This is a genomic window from Methanoregula sp., from assembly GCF_041645475.1.
Taxonomy (GTDB): domain Archaea; phylum Halobacteriota; class Methanomicrobia; order Methanomicrobiales; family Methanospirillaceae; genus Methanoregula.
Genome location: NZ_JBAZQA010000012.1, coordinates 1 through 20,057, shown reverse-complemented (window position 1 = coordinate 20,057; position 20,057 = coordinate 1). Strand labels below are relative to the sequence as shown.

20 protein-coding genes and 1 tRNA gene are annotated in these 20,057 nt (G+C 52.9%); 10 read left to right on the top strand and 11 right to left on the bottom strand.

Annotated elements, in window-relative coordinates:
• The first annotated feature begins 27 nt into the window (after positions 1–27).
• The 4 genes from WC598_RS10260 (at position 28) to WC598_RS10245 (ending at position 5,601) form a co-directional block, all read left to right on the top strand.
• Complete coding sequence (locus WC598_RS10260) at positions 28–1,716, top strand: PAS domain S-box protein (protein ID WP_372961404.1); 1,689 nt, start codon at positions 28–30, stop codon at positions 1,714–1,716.
• Positions 1,717–1,883: 167 nt separating this feature from the next.
• A complete protein-coding gene (locus WC598_RS10255) occupies positions 1,884–2,684 on the top strand; it encodes a hypothetical protein (RefSeq protein ID WP_372961403.1) in 801 nt (266 codons plus the stop codon).
• Between the two features lie 500 nt (positions 2,685–3,184).
• The gene (locus tag WC598_RS10250; RefSeq protein WP_372961402.1) at positions 3,185–4,315 is read left to right on the top strand and encodes a hypothetical protein; all 1,131 of its coding nucleotides are present in this window, start codon (positions 3,185–3,187) and stop codon (positions 4,313–4,315) included.
• Entirely contained in the window at positions 4,312–5,601 is a 1,290-nt protein-coding gene (locus WC598_RS10245; protein ID WP_372961401.1) for a response regulator, read from the top strand. Before WC598_RS10250 ends, WC598_RS10245 begins: the two co-directional genes overlap by 4 nt.
• 199 nt (positions 5,602–5,800) lie before the next feature.
• On the opposite strand, the gene WC598_RS10240 is transcribed toward WC598_RS10245, so the two are convergent.
• The 5 genes from WC598_RS10240 to hemB are packed head-to-tail and all read right to left on the bottom strand — an operon-like array spanning position 5,801 to position 10,085.
• Entirely contained in the window at positions 5,801–6,247 is a 447-nt protein-coding gene (locus WC598_RS10240) for a phosphate-starvation-inducible PsiE family protein (protein WP_372961400.1), read from the bottom strand.
• Between the two features lie 6 nt (positions 6,248–6,253).
• Entirely contained in the window at positions 6,254–7,012 is a 759-nt protein-coding gene (gene cobA, locus WC598_RS10235) for a uroporphyrinogen-III C-methyltransferase (protein ID WP_372961399.1), read from the bottom strand.
• Complete coding sequence (gene hemC / locus WC598_RS10230; RefSeq protein ID WP_372961398.1) at positions 7,002–7,892, bottom strand: hydroxymethylbilane synthase; 891 nt, start codon at positions 7,890–7,892, stop codon at positions 7,002–7,004. The genes cobA and hemC overlap by 11 nt, the downstream gene beginning before the upstream one ends.
• Entirely contained in the window at positions 7,883–9,133 is a 1,251-nt protein-coding gene (locus WC598_RS10225; protein ID WP_372961397.1) for a glutamate-1-semialdehyde 2,1-aminomutase, read from the bottom strand. The genes hemC and WC598_RS10225 overlap by 10 nt, the downstream gene beginning before the upstream one ends.
• Complete coding sequence (gene hemB, locus WC598_RS10220) at positions 9,123–10,085, bottom strand: porphobilinogen synthase (RefSeq protein ID WP_372961396.1); 963 nt, start codon at positions 10,083–10,085, stop codon at positions 9,123–9,125. The genes WC598_RS10225 and hemB overlap by 11 nt, the downstream gene beginning before the upstream one ends.
• 241 nt (positions 10,086–10,326) lie before the next feature.
• On the opposite strand from hemB, the gene WC598_RS10215 reads away from it, so the two are divergent.
• Entirely contained in the window at positions 10,327–10,563 is a 237-nt protein-coding gene (locus WC598_RS10215; RefSeq protein ID WP_372961395.1) for a DUF2769 domain-containing protein, read from the top strand.
• An 85-nt stretch (positions 10,564–10,648) separates the two neighbouring features.
• Positions 10,649–11,311, top strand: coding sequence for a hypothetical protein (locus tag WC598_RS10210; protein WP_372961394.1), 663 nt, complete (start codon positions 10,649–10,651; stop codon positions 11,309–11,311).
• 230 nt (positions 11,312–11,541) lie between these two features.
• On the opposite strand, the gene hemA is transcribed toward WC598_RS10210, so the two are convergent.
• Positions 11,542–12,825: a glutamyl-tRNA reductase gene (hemA, locus tag WC598_RS10205; RefSeq protein WP_372961393.1), complete on the bottom strand. Its 1,284-nt coding sequence runs from the start codon at positions 12,823–12,825 to the stop codon at positions 11,542–11,544.
• On the bottom strand, positions 12,818–13,444 hold the full coding sequence (locus tag WC598_RS10200) for a bifunctional precorrin-2 dehydrogenase/sirohydrochlorin ferrochelatase (RefSeq protein WP_372961392.1): 627 nt from the start codon (positions 13,442–13,444) through the stop codon (positions 12,818–12,820). The genes hemA and WC598_RS10200 overlap by 8 nt, the downstream gene beginning before the upstream one ends.
• A gap of 214 nt (positions 13,445–13,658) precedes the next feature.
• On the opposite strand from WC598_RS10200, the gene WC598_RS10195 reads away from it, so the two are divergent.
• Positions 13,659–13,730: transfer RNA gene (locus WC598_RS10195), tRNA-Gly, on the top strand.
• A 97-nt stretch (positions 13,731–13,827) separates the two neighbouring features.
• On the opposite strand, the gene WC598_RS10190 is transcribed toward WC598_RS10195, so the two are convergent.
• Complete coding sequence (locus WC598_RS10190; protein ID WP_372961391.1) at positions 13,828–14,412, bottom strand: HNH endonuclease; 585 nt, start codon at positions 14,410–14,412, stop codon at positions 13,828–13,830.
• 54 nt (positions 14,413–14,466) lie between these two features.
• Here WC598_RS10190 and WC598_RS10185 point away from each other — a divergent pair, with 54 nt between their 5' ends.
• Entirely contained in the window at positions 14,467–15,129 is a 663-nt protein-coding gene (locus WC598_RS10185; RefSeq protein ID WP_372961390.1) for a hypothetical protein, read from the top strand.
• 53 nt (positions 15,130–15,182) lie between these two features.
• Here the strand turns inward: WC598_RS10185 and WC598_RS10180 are convergent, their stop codons facing one another.
• The 3 genes from WC598_RS10180 to WC598_RS10170 all read right to left on the bottom strand — a co-directional run bounded on the left by WC598_RS10180 (position 15,183) and on the right by WC598_RS10170 (position 17,735).
• Positions 15,183–16,112 carry an IS5 family transposase gene (locus WC598_RS10180; RefSeq protein ID WP_372961389.1) on the bottom strand — a complete coding sequence of 310 codons (930 nt, stop codon included), beginning with the start codon at positions 16,110–16,112 and terminating at the stop codon, positions 15,183–15,185.
• A 37-nt stretch (positions 16,113–16,149) separates the two neighbouring features.
• Positions 16,150–16,641, bottom strand: coding sequence for a hypothetical protein (locus WC598_RS10175; RefSeq protein ID WP_372961388.1), 492 nt, complete (start codon positions 16,639–16,641; stop codon positions 16,150–16,152).
• Positions 16,642–17,363: 722 nt separating this feature from the next.
• The gene (locus WC598_RS10170) at positions 17,364–17,735 is read right to left on the bottom strand and encodes a hypothetical protein (protein WP_372961387.1); all 372 of its coding nucleotides are present in this window, start codon (positions 17,733–17,735) and stop codon (positions 17,364–17,366) included.
• Between the two features lie 154 nt (positions 17,736–17,889).
• Here WC598_RS10170 and WC598_RS10165 point away from each other — a divergent pair, with 154 nt between their 5' ends.
• Entirely contained in the window at positions 17,890–18,888 is a 999-nt protein-coding gene (locus WC598_RS10165) for a methyltransferase (RefSeq protein ID WP_372961386.1), read from the top strand.
• A gap of 789 nt (positions 18,889–19,677) precedes the next feature.
• A complete protein-coding gene (locus WC598_RS10160) occupies positions 19,678–19,869 on the top strand; it encodes a hypothetical protein (protein WP_372961385.1) in 192 nt (63 codons plus the stop codon).
• The last annotated feature ends 188 nt before the right edge of the window (positions 19,870–20,057 follow it).

The window sequence follows — 20,057 nt, the reverse complement described above, 5'->3', positions numbered from 1 at the left end:
TCGGTTATTTGTGATGTGACACCCGCCATGCAACAAAAGAGCTCCCGGATTATCTCCACGGTCCTTATCTTACTGTTCCTCATCCTCACGATTATCATAGTCTATTCCATTTCAACAGAAACACAACACGCCCTCAAAGGGGCAGTACAGGATAAACTGGTCGCGGTTGCAAGTGCAACAGCTTCCCAGATTGACGGGGATTCCTATGCCCGTATCCGTGAAGGAGAGGAGAGCACCGCGGAGTTTACCCATATCCGGGATCAGCTCCGGTCCATAAAACAGGCAACCCCCGATATCCGCTATGTCTACACCATGCGGAAAAACGGCGATTCCGTGGTGTTTGTTGTTGACGGAGATTACGGATATGACTCAGACTCACCGGGGATCGGACAGGCGTATCCCGACGCGGAACCCGAACTGTTCATGGGATTTATCACCCCCACAGCTGACCAGGAGTTTACTACCGATACATGGGGGACGGTACTCTCGGGATTTGCCCCTATCCGGGACCGGGCGGGAAACGTTGTCGGAATTGTCGGCATTGACATGGACAGTTCGGTAGTGAGCACTGAACTGAACCGGCTGAACATCATCCTCTACGTGATCGGACTTCTTGCCATGATTTTTGCAGTTATCGGAATCATTATCTTTGATCACCGACGGGCAATCGATGAACAGAAGATCGAAGAGAGCGAGAAGAAATACCGCCTCCTGTTCGAACGGGCGGGTGATGCCATTTTTCTCCTGGATGCAGATGGAGAAGAGCAGGGAGCAATTATCGCTGCCAACAAAGCCGCTGCCGATATGCACGGGTTCACGATCGAGGAACTGCAGCGGATGAAGATCACCGATCTCGATTCACCTGCGGAAAGAAGCCGTGCTCCAGAAAGATTCATCCAGATCCTGGACGGGGTCTGGCTGCATGGTGAACTAACCCACCTGAAAAAAGACGGGACCGAGTTTCCCGTGGAAGTTTCTTCCGGTAAATTCGATCTGGGGACGAAAAGATACATTCTGGTCATTGATCGGGATATCAGCGAACGAAAAAAGACAGACGATGCATTACACCGGGTTACTGCCAAGCTCTCCCTTTTGAACTCAGTTACCTTCAACGATATCCAGAATGCGGTCTTCACGCTTGACGGGTACAACACTCTTGGAAAAGCATTCTCGGACAATGAGAAAGTAACAGACGCCTTCAATAAATCCAAAGAATCGATCAAAAAAATCACCCGGTCCCTGAACTTCGCGAAGAGTTACCAGGATCTTGGCGCACAACGGCCACAGTGGCAGGATGTAAACCTGGTTTTCATCCAGGGAATATCGCATATTGATTTTTCTAAAATCGAGCGAAACACGCATCTGGACAACCTGGAGATCTATGCCGACTCCCTGCTCGAGCGGGTTTTTCAGATGCTTGCGGAGAATGTCCTGCGGCATGCAAAAACCGCAACCCGGGTAACGCTCGGTTACGAGCAGGACCGTGAAAGCCTTATACTGTTTTTTGAGGACAATGGTGTGGGTATACCGGATACTATCAAAGAAAAGATCTTTGAACGGGAATTTGGATCCCATAAGGGGTTGGAATTATTCCTGGTGAGAGCGATCCTTGGTATCACGGGCATCACCATACGGGAGACGGGCACACCCGGATCCGGGGCCCGTTTTGAGATGGTTATTCCCCATGGCGGGTACCGGTTCGGGCAGCGGAATTAAAAAAAACGGGCAGAGCCGGAATTCCCGCCCCCGCCCCATGAGCATTATCGTACATTTGGGCGGATGAAAAACGTCCTGATAGATGTGCGGACGGGAGCCCGGAGGATCTTAACGGGACGGGTACACATACAGGAGATCCTAAAATGCCGGACGGTTAACAATTATCTATGAATTTGTCATTTAAGAAGAAATGGGGGATCATGTTCAAGGCCATGATCTTCATGATCATCCTTCTCGTGATACGGACCATCATCGATATCCTGGGATTCGACATGATCCCGATCACCACCGTTGTCGGGGCGTTCATTACCGGCGCAATTTTCACCATCGCGATCATCTTCACCGGGACCTTCACGGATTTCAAGGAGAGCGAGAAGGTGGGAGGAGATCTTGCCGCAGCACTCAAGGCCCTGTACAATGACAGCCGGGTACTGCCCCTGAACGACGAGGCGCCCACCCGGGTATTCCGGGCGCACCTGCGGGACCTGCATCGCACGATCCGATGCGGTCTTTCGGAGAACCGGTTCGATCTCGTGGAAGTCAACAAGGCAATGGATGTGCTGAACAACGATATCCGGGCCCTCGCGTTTTTGAACGTTGCGCCGCCACTGATAGCCAAGCTGAGAAATGAACTGGGCATCATCGACAAGACATGCAACCGGATCGAAGTGATCATCCGGACCGATTTCATCCCGGCAGCCTATGCACTTGCGGAAGTGGCAACCGTTGGCGTGATCGTACTTCTGCTCTTCATCAAAATGGATCTCCTGTTTGAAGGCACGATCATCTTTGCCGTCATCTGCACCATGCTCATCGGCTTAATCCTGCTCATCCACGACATGGACAACCCGTTCGAATTCGGACCGGACACGTATGCGGATGTTGACCTGGAAACGCTGGTTTTCCTTGAGACGTACTTCGATGAACAGGAATCGGCAATGGACCGGTGCCACAAGGTCCAGGGATAAACCACATTTTTCATCCCTCGTTTTTTCATCAGGGTTCCTCAATCTCCCCGCATTTTTAAAACGGGGATTACCGGAGAGTGATTCACGGGTCATTTGTTCATTGTACTCCCAGGCCCTGAAACGGTGACGATTTCCGATCCCGCATCCGGAACCATCGGGCCGGGTACTGCGATCCGGAAGAACGGCATTCCCTCATCCATGGCACAATCCCGAGCAGAACCGCTGCGGGATCGCTCCGGGTCACCAGGCTTTTCTGAAATTCCTGTCGCATACTGAAATGACAGATAATTTTATCAAAAGGGCAGAGAATACAATCAGAAATAGAGAAACAGGTAACTGGGACGTTAACGGATTCGAACGGAAGTTCGTCTAAAGATTCGGCAGCGCCTTTGCCAGTGCAGTAACCTTCGGGGATCCCTGCGGCCGGGTTTTTCCCGGCAATAAACCTGTTGTGAGGCCGTAGTACATTATCACTCAGACCATCGTGTAAAATTCGACTCATGACAAAACATGCGGTCATCGGAATAAGCGGCTGGATTCTTGTCGCTATGCTCGTTATCTTTATTGTAGGTCCGGTTTCTGCAGCAGCCGGGGATAATCCTGTTATCATCGTAACCAGGGATAAAAATTCCAAAACCGAGCTCAATGATGCAATGGTGTACCTTGACGGCGCGTATGTGGGTTCCACGTCTTCAGCATACAGTAACGGGACGCTCGTAATACCGCAGGTCAGTGACGGAAGACACACGGTCCGCATATTCGTGCCGGGTTACCACCAGGTCACAAAACCATTCGTTTACCCCGAGACATCGACCGTCGAAATCCTCCTGCAGAAAGAATTTCTGGTATCCTTGAACCCGTCGGGTATTTCCACCCGTGCCATTGACGTAGTATATTACCCTTCAACGGTCTCCTACGACTGCAATACCCATACACCGGTATCCACCCCGGCGTATATCCTGAATGAGACACAGTTCAGGACAGATGTAATAGACAATATCAATCAGACATACCTGAACCTGGATAAGATCACCGACCCGTCCGATCCTCTTCCGCAGAATTACCAGGACAAGTTCAATTTCTACTATTATTATGATCCATCCTCTCCGGCCAATGCGTTTTCCGGGTGTGCCGGCTCGATACCGGAAAACTACTGGAACGAGATACCATTCAGCGATGTCATTGTAATCCTCTACCCCGCCTATTACGGTGTGTATGCCGATTCATCCTGCGAGATGACCGGATGTACCGAGTTCGGACCGGGACACAACCAGATGAAAACACCCGCTAACCTGCCGATTCTGGGTACCCATGAGACGGGACATGCAGTATACGGGCTCGTTGATACGTATTGCGGCGATACCTATTACATCCAGAATGATCCCCATCCGAATGTCTGGTCCTCCCAGGAGGCCTGTATTGCAGATGCACGCTCCCGGTATCGCGATCCGGAGCAATGCCGGCAGATCCAGAGCAGTGAATACCGTACATCCAACACGTGTGTAAAGAACTTCTGGAAATTTGATCTCACGCCGGATATTATGTACAGCGGATATTCCGGCACGTTCGGGGCAAGTTCCACAGAGCGGATCAAGTATATTTTATCCCAGGCCGGGGGGAGACAATCATGAAATGGATCGGTATCCTGTGCCTGCTTGCAAGCCTTGCGATAATTTCAGGATCAGTAACGAATGGCGCAGAACCGGTTCCGGATTATGGAAAGATCCTGCAGATCCATCTCGGATATGTAAACGGTGGTTATGTTGTATCGGAACTGGGTGTCAGGTACGGAAGAGCACCTGACTGGAACAGCAATACCGGCAACCTTCACGGGGTAATCCTGGGCCCGGATGGAAAAGAACTGAGATCTTTTACGATTCAGCATCCATCCCGCGTGCTCGGGGAAATCCCGGGTGCAACGGAAAGTGACCGTCTTACCGGATATACCGCAACCCTTGCTCCCGGGGATCTGGTTCTTACGGTTCCTTACCAGCAGGACATGCAGAAATTCCTGCTTTCCGATGCCCGGAGCGGGGCCCTCCTGGTTACGGCGAATCTCGATCCTACCGTTCGCATCTTCTGTACGGATTACCCAAACGATCCGGACTGCCTTAGCCGGAAGAATCCGGCTGAAAGAGCGGTAACAGACAATAACACAAATCTCATCCTGATCTCGATCCTCGCGTTCTCGGTTCTCGGGGCTGTGGGCCTGGGATTGAAGGCAACCCGCCGGCGCAGGGCAGATTTTGGAGTTCCGGAACAAAACACGATCCTGATCGTTGATGATAACCGGGACGTACTCGAGATGATCCGCCTGCTCCTGAATCAAAAAGGATATGTGGCGGTTACGGCAGAAGGCGGGAAGGAATGCCTGGACATTCTCAAAACAAAGACGCCGGACTTGATACTGCTGGACGTGATGATGGAACCGATGGACGGATGGCAGACGCTTGAGACGATCAAGACAAATCCCGACACACAAAAAATTCCGGTCCTGATGATTACCGGAAAAAAGCTTACCGCTGCCGAGGCTAAACATTACAAACTCTGTATCGATGATTATATCATGAAACCGTTCGATGCTGCCGAGCTCTATGCGGCAGTGGGTTACTTCCTTGAGCGGAAGAAGAAACTGAAAGAGACACTGGACCTGGCAAAAAAAGCCGGCGTGACAAAAGAGAAAGTCTGCGAGTTTGCACAGCTCACCCGGCGTATAACGGTCAACCGGAAGATTGTCACCATCCTGCAGGGCCCCGGAGAAGCTCCTGTACCGGCAGGCGCGGACATGCCCGATACCCGATCGGTTGTTGACGACATAAACAACGCAACACGGGATAAAGAGAGGCGTGCCGAACAACTGCGGCAGGAGATCAATTCATCGTTCCGGTCAAAAGGACTCCCGGAATTCTCCCTCTGACCCGGACCGGAAACATCCTTTGGGCAGGGCTGAATAAAACCATTTTTTATAATCAATAATGGGATTGCCGCATTTTTTTATGGCGCAATTCTTCCGGACACCGAGTCGGGAAGGAAAGACGTAATGGTTAAAAAAAAGGCCCACACGATCGCTGCAGAAATGAGACGAACGTACGAAAAAAATATGCAGGTAAAACCCTTTACACCGATCTCTTGATACCGTCAGGTCCAATCGTAATTCCTGCTTTTTTGATCATGTAATACCCGGCAGAGAGTCCCAGGATGATCACGCCGATACTGATCATCTCAAATCCGTATTCGAAAGGAGACAGACCGAGCGGGTCGAGCAGGAGGACTTTCCGTGCAACGGCAATGATGGCAAGCAGGACAACGATCTCCACGTGGATCGTGTTCTCCCGGAAGTAGGCCTTGATGGTGTCGAGCAGCTCGACACCGATAAGCACCAGCAGGAAGGCACCCAAAAGCGAGATCATCTCCTTGGCCTGCAGGAGGAGGGGTGATTCTTCCCACAGGAACTTCCAGAGAAGCGAGACCAGATCGAACATCCCTGCAACCAGCACGATCATGAGCATCAGCATGATCACGGCATACACGGTCTTCTCAAATTTTTCAACGTACTCAAGCATTGTGGTTCAGCTCTCAAAGGGTATCAGGTCAGCAAGTTCTGCATCGTACAGGTTCACGACATCGCCAATGACAATCACGGCCGGGGGTTTTACTCCGGCGGATTGTGCCACGGCTGCAATATCGGCAAGCGTGCCGGTTGTTATCCGGCGGTCCTTCCGCAGGCCGCGCTCGATGATCGCAACGGGGGTTGTTGCAGGTTTTCCGTACTGTACCAGGACTCCGGCAATCTTTCCAAGGTTGGCAACACCCATAAGGATAACGATCGTTCCCCGGAGTTGCGCAAGCAGCTTCCAGTCAAGCGCCGGCTCGGGCTTGGTCGGGTCCTCGTTACCGGTCAGGATCGTGACCTGCGAGGCATATTTCCGGTGGGTTAAGGGAATACCCATCGACGCCGGGACCGCAAGCGCACTGGAGATGCCGGGCACCATCTCGACCGGGATACCGGCAGCCCGGACCGTTTCGAGTTCCTCGCCGCCCCTGCCGAACAGGAACGGGTCGCCGCCCTTGAGCCGGACAACGATCTTTCCCTTTTTTGCCCGGTCCACCATGAGAGCCTCGATCTCGTCCTGTTCGAGAATATGGTTTCCGCCGAATTTCCCGCAGTCGATCTTCTCGGCCCGGGCCGGAAGCGTTTTTAAGATAGCCTCCCCCGGCAGCTGGTCGAAAAGCACCACTTCCGCCAGGTCTATTACCGCCCGTCCCCGCTGCGTCAGAAGTCCTTCTGCGCCGGGGCCGGATCCTACCAGATACACTTTACCCTTCATTTGAGATCCCCAGTTGTTTGTAGGCAGCTTCGATAAGTTCCCTGGCCCGTGCCTGCAGCAGCAGTCCCTGCTCCCGTGCCTCTTCAATGGATGTGACATCCACTTCGATCCGTTCGGTTTTGGTGCCGTCAAGGGAGAGCACTTCGGCAATCAGGTGGCCGGCCCGGCAGTAGATCCCGAGCGGGGTAAAACAGCCGCCGCCGAGTTTCTCCATAACCGCCCGCTCATACATCACGTCAGTCCGGGTCTGCGGGTGGTCGAGCGCTGACAGCACTTCCATTAAGGACGGGTCTGCCCGGCTCACCACCGCGATGGTTCCCTGGTTGGGGGACGGGACAAACTTCTCGGCCGGGAACCGCTCGCCCGGCACCCGGAGCCCGAGCCTGGTGAGACCGGCTTCCGCAAGCATGATCCCATCATATTCCTGGTCATTCAGCTTCCGGAGGCGCGTGTCCACGTTACCCCGGAGATCCTTGATCACAATATCCGGGTCATGGCGGAGGAGCTGGGCTTTCCTCCGGGTGCTGGACGTACCGATAACCCGGACACTGCCAAGGGAACCGTTGTGCGCCAGGTAATCCGCCGGCGAGTCCCGCTTGAGGATGGCCGAGGTGAACAGCCCGCTCGGGCGATAGGCCGGGATATCTTTCATGCTGTGGACGGCACAGTCGATCTCCCCGGCAAGGATCGCATCGTCAAGGGCCCGGACAAAAACGCCCTGGCCGCCGATTGCGTGGAGCGGAACCTGTGTTGTGGTGTCGCCCTGCGTGCTGATGACAACGGTCCTGGTTTCTATGCCAAGCGCTTCGAGTTTTTTACAGACCGTTGTTGTTTGTGCCAGGGCAAGCTTGCTGCCCCGGGTTCCGATGGTTATCGACATTGTGAGTACGCCTGTGAAAGTGTGGTGATGTCGTTATCGCTGTGCGCTGCCGAGAGGAAGTTGGTCTCAAACTGGGAGGGGGGGAGGAAGATGCCCGCTTCCAGCATCTTCTTCCAGAACCGGCCAAAGGCTTCGGTATCGCATTCCTTGACCTCCCGGTAATTTTTCGGGGGCCGGGCACGGAAAAAGTACTTGAACATTGATCCGATCCGGACAAACGAGCCGCCGGCCTTCGTGCCGATCGACTCTTCGAGCGCCCGGGTTTTTTCCTCGAGCGAGGCATAGAGGGATGCATGGTCATGCAGCCACGAGAGGGTTGCAATACCCGCCGTAAGCGAGAGCGGGTTGCCCGAGAAGGTGCCGGCCTGGTAGACCGGTCCCTGCGGAGAGACCTGCTCCAGGATCTCCCGCCGGCCGCCAAAGGCCCCGATGGGAAGACCGCCGCCGATGATCTTGCCGAGCGTGGTGAGATCCGGTTTTACACCAAACCGCACCTGGGCCCCACCGATACCGAGGCGGTAGCCCGTGATAACCTCGTCGAAGATCAAAAGAACATCGTGGGCTTTTGTTATCTCGCGGATATCCTCAAGGTAATGTTCATCGGGCAGGACCGGCCCGATATTTCCGAGGATCGGTTCGATGATGAGCGCTGCCACATCCTTATGGGTGGAGAGCAGGGTTTCGAGCGCTTCGGCATCGTTGTAGGGAACCTGCCGGGTGTGGGCAACAAGGTCCGCGAGCACACCCGCGGAGTCGGGGACACCGGTCGTGGTTGCACCGGAGCCGGCTTTGACGAGCACGGCATCATGAGCGCCGTGGAACCCGCCTTCGATCTTCACGATATCCGATTTCTTCGTGAACCCCCGGGCGAGCCGGATGGCGGCCATGGTTGCTTCCGAGCCGCTTGACACAAACCGGACCATGTCCATACCCTTATGATCGGCTGTGATCATACCGGCAAATGCCGGTTCGAGCGGGGACGGGGTGCCGTACAGCCAGCCGTTTTCGAGCTGGTTTGCGATCGCCTCCCGTATCTGCGGGGCGGCATGGCCGAGAAGCAGGGGGCCGTACGCCATGCAGAAGTCAAGGAGCTCGGTGCCCTCAACCGTAGTAAGGCAGGAGCCGTAGGCGCTGGCCGTGTAAAACGGATAGGGTTTAATAGCCCGTACCGGGCTGCTGACGCCGCCGGGCATCAGGGTCTTTGCAAGCGCAAACAGCTGCTCGCTGGAGTTATGCTTCATCAAGCCACCTTGCCGCGTCTGCAGCGAAATACGTGATGATGAGGTCCGCGCCTGCACGCTTGATGCAGGTGAGGCTCTCGAGGGCCGTCTCTTTCTCCTTAAGCCAGCCGTTTGCTGCTGCACATTTTATCATCGAATATTCCCCGCTCACCTGGTAGGCAACCGTTGGCAGGCCGAGCGCTGCAACTTCAGCGAGGATATCGAGATAGAAACTGGCCGGCTTGACCATCAGCATATCGGCGCCTTCGTCTGCATCCAGCTGGGATTCGAGAATCGCCTCCCGGCTGTTGCCGGGGGGTATCTGGTACGTTGACCGGTCGCCAAACGAGAACCCGGAATCCGCGGCTTCCCGGAACGGGCCGTACAGTACCGAGGCGAACTTCGTTGAGTAGGACAGGATGAGCACTTCTTCGAACCCTTCGTCATCGAGCGCGGCCCGGATCGAGCCGACCATGCCGTCGAGCATGCAGGACGGGGCAACGATATCTGCCCCGGCCCCGGCATGGCTGATCGCGATCCGGTTCATCAGTTCGAGCGAGGGATCGTTGAGGAGGTCGGGGCCGTTTCGTGTCTCGCCCACGATCCCGCAGTGCCCGTGATCCGTGTACTCGCAGGCACAGACATCCGTGATGACAACCATATCCTTAACTTCCGCCTTGATCCTCCGCACGGCCTGCTGCACGATCCCTTCCGGGTGATAGGCTGAACTGCCTCCGGCATCCTTCTCCTTTGGGATACCAAAGATGAGAACTGCCCGGATACCCTGCCGGAAGAGCTCCCGGGCAACTGCCGCAATGGCGCCGACAGGATACCGGAACTGTCCGGGCATGGCCTCGATTGGCCGGGGTGCCGTTAAGGACTCGTCAACAAAAAGGGGAGCGATAAGATCATTTTTCGAGAGTGTTACCTCCCGCAGAAGGGGCTGGATATTCCTTGTCCGTCTTCTTCTCATTCGTCGTTCGGGAAACACGATGCACCACAACGTCCTGCTGTCTGGATAATTACATTTTGAAAATTGAGGTATTTAGTTCTACAGTACCCGGATAGCCTTTACCGGTTCTGATCGGGCAGCCATTGATGCAGATTGCACAAGGCCGGGATTTTCCGCGGGACCGGGTGTGAGGAATGGATTCATTATCCGGGGAATGCGATACACTGGTTGGTGATCCCGGCCAGCCGGGAGGAGAGTGCATATGCCTTACCGGAAAAAGACTGCGTTGAAAAACGGGAGCGGCTGTATCTGCGAGCCGTGCCCCAGTTACACGGAATGCATGCGGGCAGGGGAGAGCATTTTGTTCTGCGTGAAGGGAAAGACAAAGGACTGCATGTTCGACAGGAAAGGCTGCCTGTGCCCGTCATGCCCCGAACAGCCGGCAGACCGGCGGGAAGTGTATTACTGTTCATCGGGAACCGGGCCCCACAGCCGTTGATACGGTGAGCCTGGCCTCACCGCAAACATTTCACACCGGGGGAAAAACAAAAATCATTTTAACCGCTATTGCATGAGTGATACATATGAAGGTTCTTTCCTCCATTCTTCTCTCCCTTGCGGTGTGTGCCGTTCTGCTGGCTGCTGGCTGCACGGGAACCGGCACCTCCCCGGGGACATCCCCTGCGGCAACCCCGGCAGTATCGACCACCAACCTTTCCGCACTCGCCCTGATGCCGGCAGATGTTCCGCCGAATTTCACGCTTGCGTACCAGTCGGCAAAGAACCCGGCAGAGATCAGCAATATCGCCCGCGATCTCGGCTGGCAGGGCGGTTACACGGTCCGGTACACCGGCCCTGCCGGGGCCAACGGCGTCCCGGGCGAGATCCTCCAGTCCATTGCAGTCTATCCGGTGGCAAGCATCCCGGGCGTGATCGCAATGGCTGACAAACAGGACCGGGCCGATACCGATCTGGAATACTCCAACATCACCATGGGAACTGCCACCTTTACGGCAAGTGGATTTACCGGAAAAGCCCCGGCCGGCCTGTACATCAAGCCGACCAATATCAACCCGCTCGTTGGCGGTTCCGAGAACCACGATGTCTCGGCAGAGCTGAAATCGGACGTTGCCGAGATCATCTTCTCGAAGGGAACTATCATCGAGATCATCCGTGTGACCGGGCCGGATGCGACCATGGAGACGGTAACCTCGCTGGCTCAAAAGGCCTATGCGAAGATTCCCTGATCTTTTTTTGATTTTTTGGACAACGGTTTTGAGGGAGGCTGATGCCCCCATACCCGGACCAGAAACCGGGGGCGCCGGTGCGTGCGATCGGATTACGTGGCCAACGGCATGTGCAGAGTCCCGGATAAACAATTTTCAGGGCCCCCTGTGAAGACCCGTTCAGGGGGATTATTCCGGGAAAGGATCGGATATCCACGACCATTAAAAAAGGCGGCGTGCGTTCCTGCGGTTCATTCGTTCCGCGGCACGTACTCTTTCCTGATCCGCTCTCCTTTCGTGAGCGCACAAAGCAGGGCTTCGGCCCCGGCGAGATCGCCTTCCTCGGCGCTGGAGCGGATCGAGAACGTGGCGTCGGTGAGCAGTTTCCGGGACAGGACCCGGGTCAGGTCGTCGAGGATCTCAAGGGTCCGCGAATCAGCGTTCCCGAGCCGGGACATTGCCCGGTCCCGCTCGCGGATACGGACACTTTCGGCCCAGGTGTGGAGGGCGGCTAACGCCTCGTCGGCCTGTTTCCGGTTCATGTGCCGGAGGAAGAGGAGGAGTTCCTCTTCAACAAAGGCATGGGCCCGTTCCGCCTCGGCCTTCCGGGTGCTCATGGTCTGCTCGTTGACCGAGCGGAGGTTGTCGATGGTGAAGAGGTGGATCCCGTCAACGGTCTCGGATCCTTCCTCGACATCCCGGGGCTGGGCTATATCGACAAGGATGAGCGGGCGGGGATGGCCTTCCACCGGCCAGCACCGGTCTTTCATGGCGTGCGCAAGTTCCTGCCGGCGGATGACCGGGTGGGGGGCGGAGGTGCAGGAGATCACAACGTCCGAGAGCGTGATGTAGTGGTAGAGCTCGGACATCCGCACGGCTTTTCCGCCGATCTTGTCCGCGAGGATGACGGCCCGGCCATAGGTCCGGTTCGCGACATACATCGCAGTCAAGCGTTTGGCGGCAAGCGCCTGGGCCACCAGAAGCCCCATCTCGCCGCTCCCGACAACAAGGATGTGCTTTCCTTCAAGGCTGCCTATCTCGGCTTCCGCGAGCTGCACTGCTGCGGACCCGACCGAGACCGAGCCCCGGTTGATCGAGGTCCGCCTGCGCACTTCGATGCCAACATGGATGGCCTTGTTGATGCAGAGTTCGAGCAGGGTCGAGGCGGTCCCAGCTTCCTGCGCATCCGAGAGCGCTTTTTTCAGCTGCCCGATGATCTGGTCTTCCCCGACAATCATCGAGTCTATGCCGGAGGCAAGACTGAAGAGGTGGCGGAGCGCCCCGGTTCCTTCGTGAACGAAGAAGCCTTCACGCCCCTGGCCGGCAAGGAACGTGCGGAGCTCGTCTGCGGTGCCTTCGACCAGCACTTCCACCCGGTTGCAGGTCTGGAGAAGGAGAACGCCCGGGAATTGTCCGCGGGCGGCTTCCAGGAATTCGGACTCGCCTGAGAAGCGGAAGGCTTCGAGTGCGGTCACGTTCGCGGTGTGATGGCTGACGCCGGCAATTGCAACCGGCACCACAACAGGTTCATCCATGGACATTCCTCGCAATGCACTCCTCAGCAGCCCGGGCCGGGTCCTTTGCCAGGGAGTCCCAGACGGCCCGGTCTTCCAGCACGGCCCGGAGGATGGCGGACCGTTTCTTCTGGTCGGGTTCCGTCTCTTTGAGCCGCTCGCGGAGCTGCTCCTGCAGCCCGATCATGGCATCCAGCGCCGGGTAATCGTGCTCTATGCGCTCCCGGAGATAACGGGACACGGCCGGGCCCGCGCCCCCGGTGCTGATGGCAATCGTATACTTTTCTCCCCGGGTAACGGACGGGAGGATAACATCGCCGGTCTCGCCATCCGCATTGTTGAAGAGGATCTTCTTTTCGGCACAGATGACGCCAATGCGGTTGTTCTCGGCCGGGTCCGAGAGCGCCGCGATGACGAGAAATACATCGTCGAGCTTCGCGGAGAGGGCCTCATCGGAAAGAGTGCGGGTGTCGAGTTCCTCGCGGCGAACGGGCAGGGCCGCGAGCTGCGGGGAGAACGACCGGCTCACGACCGTGACATCGGCGGTTCCGGAAAAGTAGGCGCATTTCCGTGCTGCCACATCTCCCCCTCCGAAGATGAGAACGCGCCGGCCCGAACAATCCACGAAGAGAGGGATCATTGGTACTATTTAGGGCGATTGCGTTACATTAAGATGTTGCATTTGCTGTCGCGATGCGGAAAAGAGAAAACGCCGCGAACGGGAATTCCTTTCCTGCGTGCGAGCATCCTTACGACCGGGAAAAAACCGGGTTCACCCCGGAGGATTGCCGAATGGGGGGCCCGGCGGTTCGATATGCTTAAATCGTTTGAATGCTCACATTGTAGAGCACACTGCGCCGATAGTGTAGTGGTTATCACTAGGCGTTGCCAACGCCTAAACCCGGGTTCGAGTCCCGGTCGGCGCATACTGCCTTGAAGGTTCAAGGCGATGCGTTTTTACGGATTAGTTTAAGCCCCGGCCGGGGAGTAAAATTATTCAAGTCCAAATCTCTTCTCAATGCATTAGGTTTTAAAAATTTCACCCAACTCCGTATAGATTGTGGGTTTTTTATTTGATTTTTTACGGTTGCATTTTCGACATACCAATCGAAGATTGTGAACATCAGTCGGGCCACCCTTTGAAAATGGGATAATATGATCAAATTCAATTTCATCATCTTTCACATGCTCATGACATTCTTGACAGATGTTACCATCTCGTCGAACAACTTTTAACATAATATCGCGAGGAATATGACGAGATATTCTTCGACCATCGTGAGTTTCGGTGAATGGTTCCCTAGTAAAAAAGACTGGACACATATGACCAAAAATCGTACAATAGCACTCTAAAATAATTTTTGGCGGTAGATCTTCAGGCATATCGTCAAGAACATTTTTACATCCTTCATCCAAACAACCTTCCATTTCTGATCGTGTTACTGGATATGCAGGGAATTTTTCTACCAATGGGCCGTAGGGACAATATTTGAGTTCCCAACAGGGCTTACAGGTTATAGATACATTATGCTTCCAGTCTTTCAAAATTTCTTTATCATCGGCGTCAGGAGAATACCCCAATATTTTCTTGTAATAAGGTTCCAGCATTAAATGAATTTTATCTTATCATGCTATTTAATATCAAGGGAGAGAAAACTTATTATGGACGAAGCAAGTGCCTTTATGATAATTGGACTAATAGCATCTATTGCTTCACTTGTTCTAGCAATTATTGCAATTTGGTTATCAATTGTTTTTTTTAGAATGTCTTCAGAGTTTTCCACTAATGCAACCGAAGCATCAAAGGATATTGGTTCAAGTGTTGAACGTTTAGAAAAATTGTTTGATAAATTATATTCTGACACGTTTTCAATGATGCGGGAAACGGTAACAGATATGCGAAAACATATGTGGCCTGATGAAAATTCCCGTGACACAGACCTTACAGTGGAAATAGATAAAAAAGCCGATGAAAAGGTCTCGAAGTTTAAGGAAGAAATAGATCGTGAACTTCGCCGTTTATTAGAAAAACAAAGTGTGACGGAAGCTAATGTTGGTTCTCTTCGTGATGAAATGGGTGATCTAATTAATCGGGCTATTTCAGTGTCACGAAATGCACATGTCGAAGCTCGGGAAGAGACTATTAGAGGTCATATCTTACGAATACTAAGCGAAAAAAAGGAGACAACTGCTGCAGATTTAGTTGATACAATTCAAAGTTCTGCTGGTAGAACCGTTCAAGAGCTTCAGAGGATGAAAGAAGATAATCTAATCTATTTTGAGGACAAGCGTATAGGACCAAACTCAAGAATTCGAATACGTTAGCCAAGTCTAGCTAGTTCTAAAAAAATACATTATAATTTATAATCATTATTAGTTTATTTTAATATTTCTGCTCTGTAGAAAACCTCAATGACGAGAAATTGTAAGAACCTGTGAATGTTGCAGACAATCATTTTCCCTGCGATCTCCTTCATCAGAATTGCGAATCTGCGAGCTTTTAGATCCCCACAGAACTTTCTTTTCAGGACGGAGAACTTGTTTTCAACAAGTTGTCTTCTCCTGTATCTGACCACATCGAACTGTTGAGCCATTTCCTGACGATAAATTCCTCCAACAACCACGTTATTCCAGGACCGGATTGGAATGATTGAGTCAGCGTGCAGATCCTCTCGGATCAGACGATGAATCGCTTCGGAGTCGTATCCCCGGTCCATAACATAGCACTCCGACCGTCGTATCTTGTGACATTGTCGGAGCAATTTGGTTGCGTGCCGGGTATCGTGAACCCGGCTTTTCGAAGCGACAAATCCGGTGATGACTTGTCGTTCGGTATCAACCGAGATCGAAGTTTTCAGGAAATGTTTTCGAATCTTGCCGGTTCTGGCTGAGTAATAGTGACTCGAATATCCGCTGGTGAATCCAGATGAATCGATAGCTGTGATTGGGATTGGATTATCATCACAATAGAACAGGTTCAGAGTTTTCCTGAACGCATAGCGGAGGTACAGGGTTTTTATTCGGCAGAAAAATTTCTGAAGCGTTGTAAAATGTGGCACGACAGAAAGATCCAATTCCTCTTGGATCGATTCCATGTCCTCAACGTCTTCAATGAAATCCCGATAGTATTGGTTCAGGTAGTCTTTGAAGAGAATCAGGATAAGAAGTTGGTACTGGGTATAGATCTTCTTCGAATATTTACTGGAATACGGAGTAATTCGTATTGCTTTCACGATCGAAATCGCAGCTCGGATAAACCTGATATTCCGTCTCGCTAATCTTTTAGTTGTCTCCTTACATGACGACACATCAAAGTAAGGAGACGCTGTACCTTAGATCTTTCGGTCATCGGCACCGTCTGTTTTGGATAGGATTTCTACAGAGCAAATATTTCAATTCCCTCCGCCATTGATTAATCCGATTAAACTTGTTTTTCCAGAGGTGTTTTGTTACTGATTGTTCAGGGGCAAGATCGTAAATGCACATACCAGTATTGATAGCAGGTTTTGTCAATTCATCTTTCAGTGACCAGACATTAAATTCCACCCCTGGTATAAGCAAATCAACAGTATTCCAGATGACGTCAGTATTTTTTTCAGGTCTTTTCATAATGAAGGTCAATTCTTTGGATGTACCCCACATACGGGTATTTGTTGCCCAGACCATTGCATTAAACAGAAGTTCCCCATCAGTCCAAGGATCCTCCCCAACACCAAATTTCCGTTTCGCACCGGAGTCAGGTAAGTGCGTGGGGCAGAGCCCGACGAAATATTTTCTCGCGAAGGCATCGCATCGTTCTGGAAAAAATTCCCGGAAAAGTTTTACAAAAAATTTCAAAAATAATTCCGGAAAAGAAAAAAATATTTTTCATAAAGAGCCGGCCAAAAAATTTTCCGGCCAATCCGTAAAAATTTTCACAGCCCCGGTCCCCACAAAAATCCCGGATAGAGAACAGCACCGAAGCAATCAAAAAGGACGACATTTCCCACCCCATCCGTCGTAACAATCCCCCCAAATGTACCTCATCCCCCACCCCCCAATCCGGGCCCGATACGAGCCCGGATTGCCATTCCGGAGGGTCGATCCCAAAGGTACATCGCAAAAAACCGTGCATTTCAGCACACTTTTTCTGAAAAACGATTATACACGCGATTTGTGCCAATCGGGGCATTTTGGTGCCAATTGGAAAGACCCTTACAGACCCTTTTGGTTGGCGGTTCTCAGTGAGAATTGGGGGATGTAGGCTCAGATCGAAAAGAACACCTGTTTTGGACCCCTGTTTTAGGGGTTCCGAAAGCCCTTTTGGACGCCGGATGCGACGAAAAAACGGGATCCTGTGCTGTTTTTTTTTGCAGCCCTTCACGCAAACGAATTTCGCATGCGATGAGGGGGATGTAAAAAAAATCCGGGCCATTCCGGACGAGGGGAATTCTTTCGCGGGAGACGCCGGCTCTTCCATGAAAATTATTTTTGTTGATGAGTGTTCATGAGAAATCTGCATGTTCCGGTAATCTTAAAAAAAAGCTGTGCCGGATATTTTTTTTTGCAGATGACGGCGGTTAAACACTATCCCGGTAGGTGAGTTTGATGACGGCGGCAAAATCATTCGTACACCGGGTGCCCGGTGAATTGCCCCTCGGGACCGTGGTATAGCCTATGCAGGACCGGAGATTGATCTTGTGATTGGACTGGTCTTTGGCAACCATATCGGCAATAGCCCGGCCAAGATCCAGCCCTCCCTCTTTGCACCGGGGATTGCTGCAGGGATGGATGGCGGGAACTTTTTTTATGTCGGAATAGCCAGCCTTACAATATTCTTTCCGGAGGCCGGATTTTGTTTCCATGATGGAAATTGAGATACCGGATATCTGGGGATATTTTTCCTCAAAGGCAATTGTTCCGGCTGTATAATCTGGTGGCTCTGAAGTCATGGTTCTCCATTATTCGCGTTGATATTAAAGTACCCGGCCCGGATAAAATAGGTTGGTTGCCGGTTCTGGTTCATTCACCGTATGCATAGTCAATCGTGACCATAAGATTGTAAGAATGGGTGTGAGATATTATGAGGGAGAGTGGAAGGACACCATGACAAAAACCGAATTGCAGCCGGAAACCATTCAGAAACTTGGTTCTGCTGCGTATCCTGCATTCGCTATGATCGCGGGCATGCAGCTCGACCTGTTCACACCGCTTGGCACTCGCCCGATGGACGCCCTGCAGCTTGCGGGGGAACTTGGCGTAGAACCCGCGAGGCTGACCCCGCTGCTGTATGCCCTGGTTGCGGCAGATCTGCTGACCGTAAGCGAGGGGCGCTTCGCCAACACACCCGAAGCGGATCACTTCCTGGTAAAAGGCAAGCCGGCGTATCTCGGAGGACGGCACGCATTCTACACCGCCCGCTATAAGGAACTCCAGCAGACCGCCATGTCCATCCGCACCGGTCATCCCCAGGCAAAACTCGATTTCGCCGCAATGTCACCAGAAGCAATGGAGACGTACCTGCGGGGTCTGCATCCGGGAACCAAGGCTGTCGGGCACTTCCTGGCAAACCGTATGGATTTCTCAACCTGCCGTCACCTCCTCGATGTTGGCGGGGGGTCGGGGGGCCTTGCAATCGCTATCTCCGCGGTTTGCCCTCAGCTCCACGTCACGGTACTGGAAATGCCATCCGTTGCGCCAGTCACGCAACGCTTCATTGAAGAAGAGGGCATGGCCGGGCGGGCCGATGTAGTCACGGGCAACGCAGTGCAGGGCCCGCTGACGGGAGTCTATGATGTGGCGGTCCTGCGTGCATTCTTCCAGGTCTTATCGGTGGACGAGGCACGGCAGGCCCTCCGGAACCTCTTCCGGGTTCTCAAGCCGGGCAGTCCGATCCTGATTGTTGGCCAGGTCCTTGATGATTCACGCCTTTCTCCCACGGCAACCGTGGCATTCAACCTGGTTTTCATCAACGTCTATGATGAGGGCCGGGCTTACACCGAACATGAGTACCGGTGCTGGCTTGCGGAAGCCGGCTTCACCCGTATCGAGCGGGTCATCCTCCCGGGCGGAGAAAGCCTCATCACTGCGCACAAGCCCGTTTAAGTATACGATGAGGTGCGGTTGCATTGAAGGTTGGAATCCAATATTACACGTTGTCCAGATACCCCAGACATCGGTCAACGCACCACCATCTTGCCAGGACACGTTTCAGAGTCAGAAGCCCGGATAAATAATGGGGAATCAATTACGGAAACTTTCTTTTTAAAAAAATCCGGCCAGAAATCTTTTCCGTATAATCCGGAAAAAATTCACCGCCCCGGGCCACACCCGGGATCCCGGCTGAATGATGGCACCAAAGCAATCGTAAAAGGGGTATTTCCCCCACATCTCCGTCGTAACAATCCACCCGGATACCCCTCATCCCCCACCCCCAAATCCGGGCTCTGTACGAGCCCGGATTGCCATTCCGGAGGGTCGGTCCCAAAGGTACATCGCAAAAAACCGTGCATTTCAGCACACTTTTTCAGAAAAACGAATATACAAGCGATTCAGACTAATCCGGGTATTTTGGTGCCAATTGAAAAACCGTTACAGACCCTTTTGGTTGGCAGTTCTCAGTGAAAACTGGGGGTGGTAGGCTCATATCGAAAAGAACCCCTGTTTTGGGCCTCGGTTTGGGGGGTTTCTAAGACGCACATATCAGAGATAAATCCGGGGTTCACCCCGGGATTCTGCGGCAGGGGGTTCCCATCAGTCGGGATTGCAGATATTCATCGCTCCCGGAAGAATGGGAGCATCGCTCACGAAGAAGCGGTTTGAAAAAAAAATCCACGGCAATCCGGTGCCACTCACATCGCAACGGCTAAATAAAAAAAAATTCCGATTGAGTTCATGAAATATACCAGAGAACTGGACGGGAGCCAGCTCGGGCTCGGGTTCTGGTCCGGTGTTGCGGTTATCAGCCTGGTCAACCTGGGACAGATCCTGGCACAGCACAACCAATTCCTCTATGACGAATACATTCTCGTAATTTCCCTCATCATCATCGTTGTGTACCTGGTTGTCCGGAGCCGGATACAATAATTTTTCCGGGAGGTGCAAAGCCGCTTCACCGGGATCTCACCAGGCAGGATCTTCATTGGACCCAGTACTTCTCTAAATTTTCCTCCATGAATTTTGGATAGTCATCAATTCTCTCAACCTCCGATCAACCGAGTGATCGAAGAACCGAAACAAACGAAACAAATTTGAGTTTTTTCCGAATCCCTTCC

Bases quoted from the DNA above. Each gene is read 5' to 3' on its own strand.
- WC598_RS10245 (WP_372961401.1), top strand. From the start codon at position 4,312: ATGAAATGGATCGGTATCCTGTGCCTGCTTGCAAGCCTTGCGATAATT.
- WC598_RS10240 (WP_372961400.1), bottom strand. From the start codon at position 6,247: ATGCTTGAGTACGTTGAAAAATTTGAGAAGACCGTGTATGCCGTGATC.
- WC598_RS10255 (WP_372961403.1), top strand. From the start codon at position 1,884: ATGAATTTGTCATTTAAGAAGAAATGGGGGATCATGTTCAAGGCCATG.
- WC598_RS10225 (WP_372961397.1), bottom strand. From the start codon at position 9,133: ATGAAGCATAACTCCAGCGAGCAGCTGTTTGCGCTTGCAAAGACCCTG.
- hemA (WP_372961393.1), bottom strand. From the start codon at position 12,825: ATGGATGAACCTGTTGTGGTGCCGGTTGCAATTGCCGGCGTCAGCCAT.
- hemC (WP_372961398.1), bottom strand. From the start codon at position 7,892: ATGTCGATAACCATCGGAACCCGGGGCAGCAAGCTTGCCCTGGCACAA.
- WC598_RS10250 (WP_372961402.1), top strand. From the start codon at position 3,185: ATGACAAAACATGCGGTCATCGGAATAAGCGGCTGGATTCTTGTCGCT.
- cobA (WP_372961399.1), bottom strand. From the start codon at position 7,012: ATGAAGGGTAAAGTGTATCTGGTAGGATCCGGCCCCGGCGCAGAAGGA.
- WC598_RS10165 (WP_372961386.1), top strand. From the start codon at position 17,890: ATGACAAAAACCGAATTGCAGCCGGAAACCATTCAGAAACTTGGTTCT.
- WC598_RS10185 (WP_372961390.1), top strand. From the start codon at position 14,467: ATGGACGAAGCAAGTGCCTTTATGATAATTGGACTAATAGCATCTATT.
- WC598_RS10210 (WP_372961394.1), top strand. From the start codon at position 10,649: ATGAAGGTTCTTTCCTCCATTCTTCTCTCCCTTGCGGTGTGTGCCGTT.
- WC598_RS10215 (WP_372961395.1), top strand. From the start codon at position 10,327: ATGCCTTACCGGAAAAAGACTGCGTTGAAAAACGGGAGCGGCTGTATC.
- WC598_RS10170 (WP_372961387.1), bottom strand. From the start codon at position 17,735: ATGACTTCAGAGCCACCAGATTATACAGCCGGAACAATTGCCTTTGAG.
- WC598_RS10190 (WP_372961391.1), bottom strand. From the start codon at position 14,412: ATGCTGGAACCTTATTACAAGAAAATATTGGGGTATTCTCCTGACGCC.
- hemB (WP_372961396.1), bottom strand. From the start codon at position 10,085: ATGAGAAGAAGACGGACAAGGAATATCCAGCCCCTTCTGCGGGAGGTA.
- WC598_RS10160 (WP_372961385.1), top strand. From the start codon at position 19,678: ATGAAATATACCAGAGAACTGGACGGGAGCCAGCTCGGGCTCGGGTTC.
- WC598_RS10200 (WP_372961392.1), bottom strand. From the start codon at position 13,444: ATGATCCCTCTCTTCGTGGATTGTTCGGGCCGGCGCGTTCTCATCTTC.
- WC598_RS10260 (WP_372961404.1), top strand. From the start codon at position 28: ATGCAACAAAAGAGCTCCCGGATTATCTCCACGGTCCTTATCTTACTG.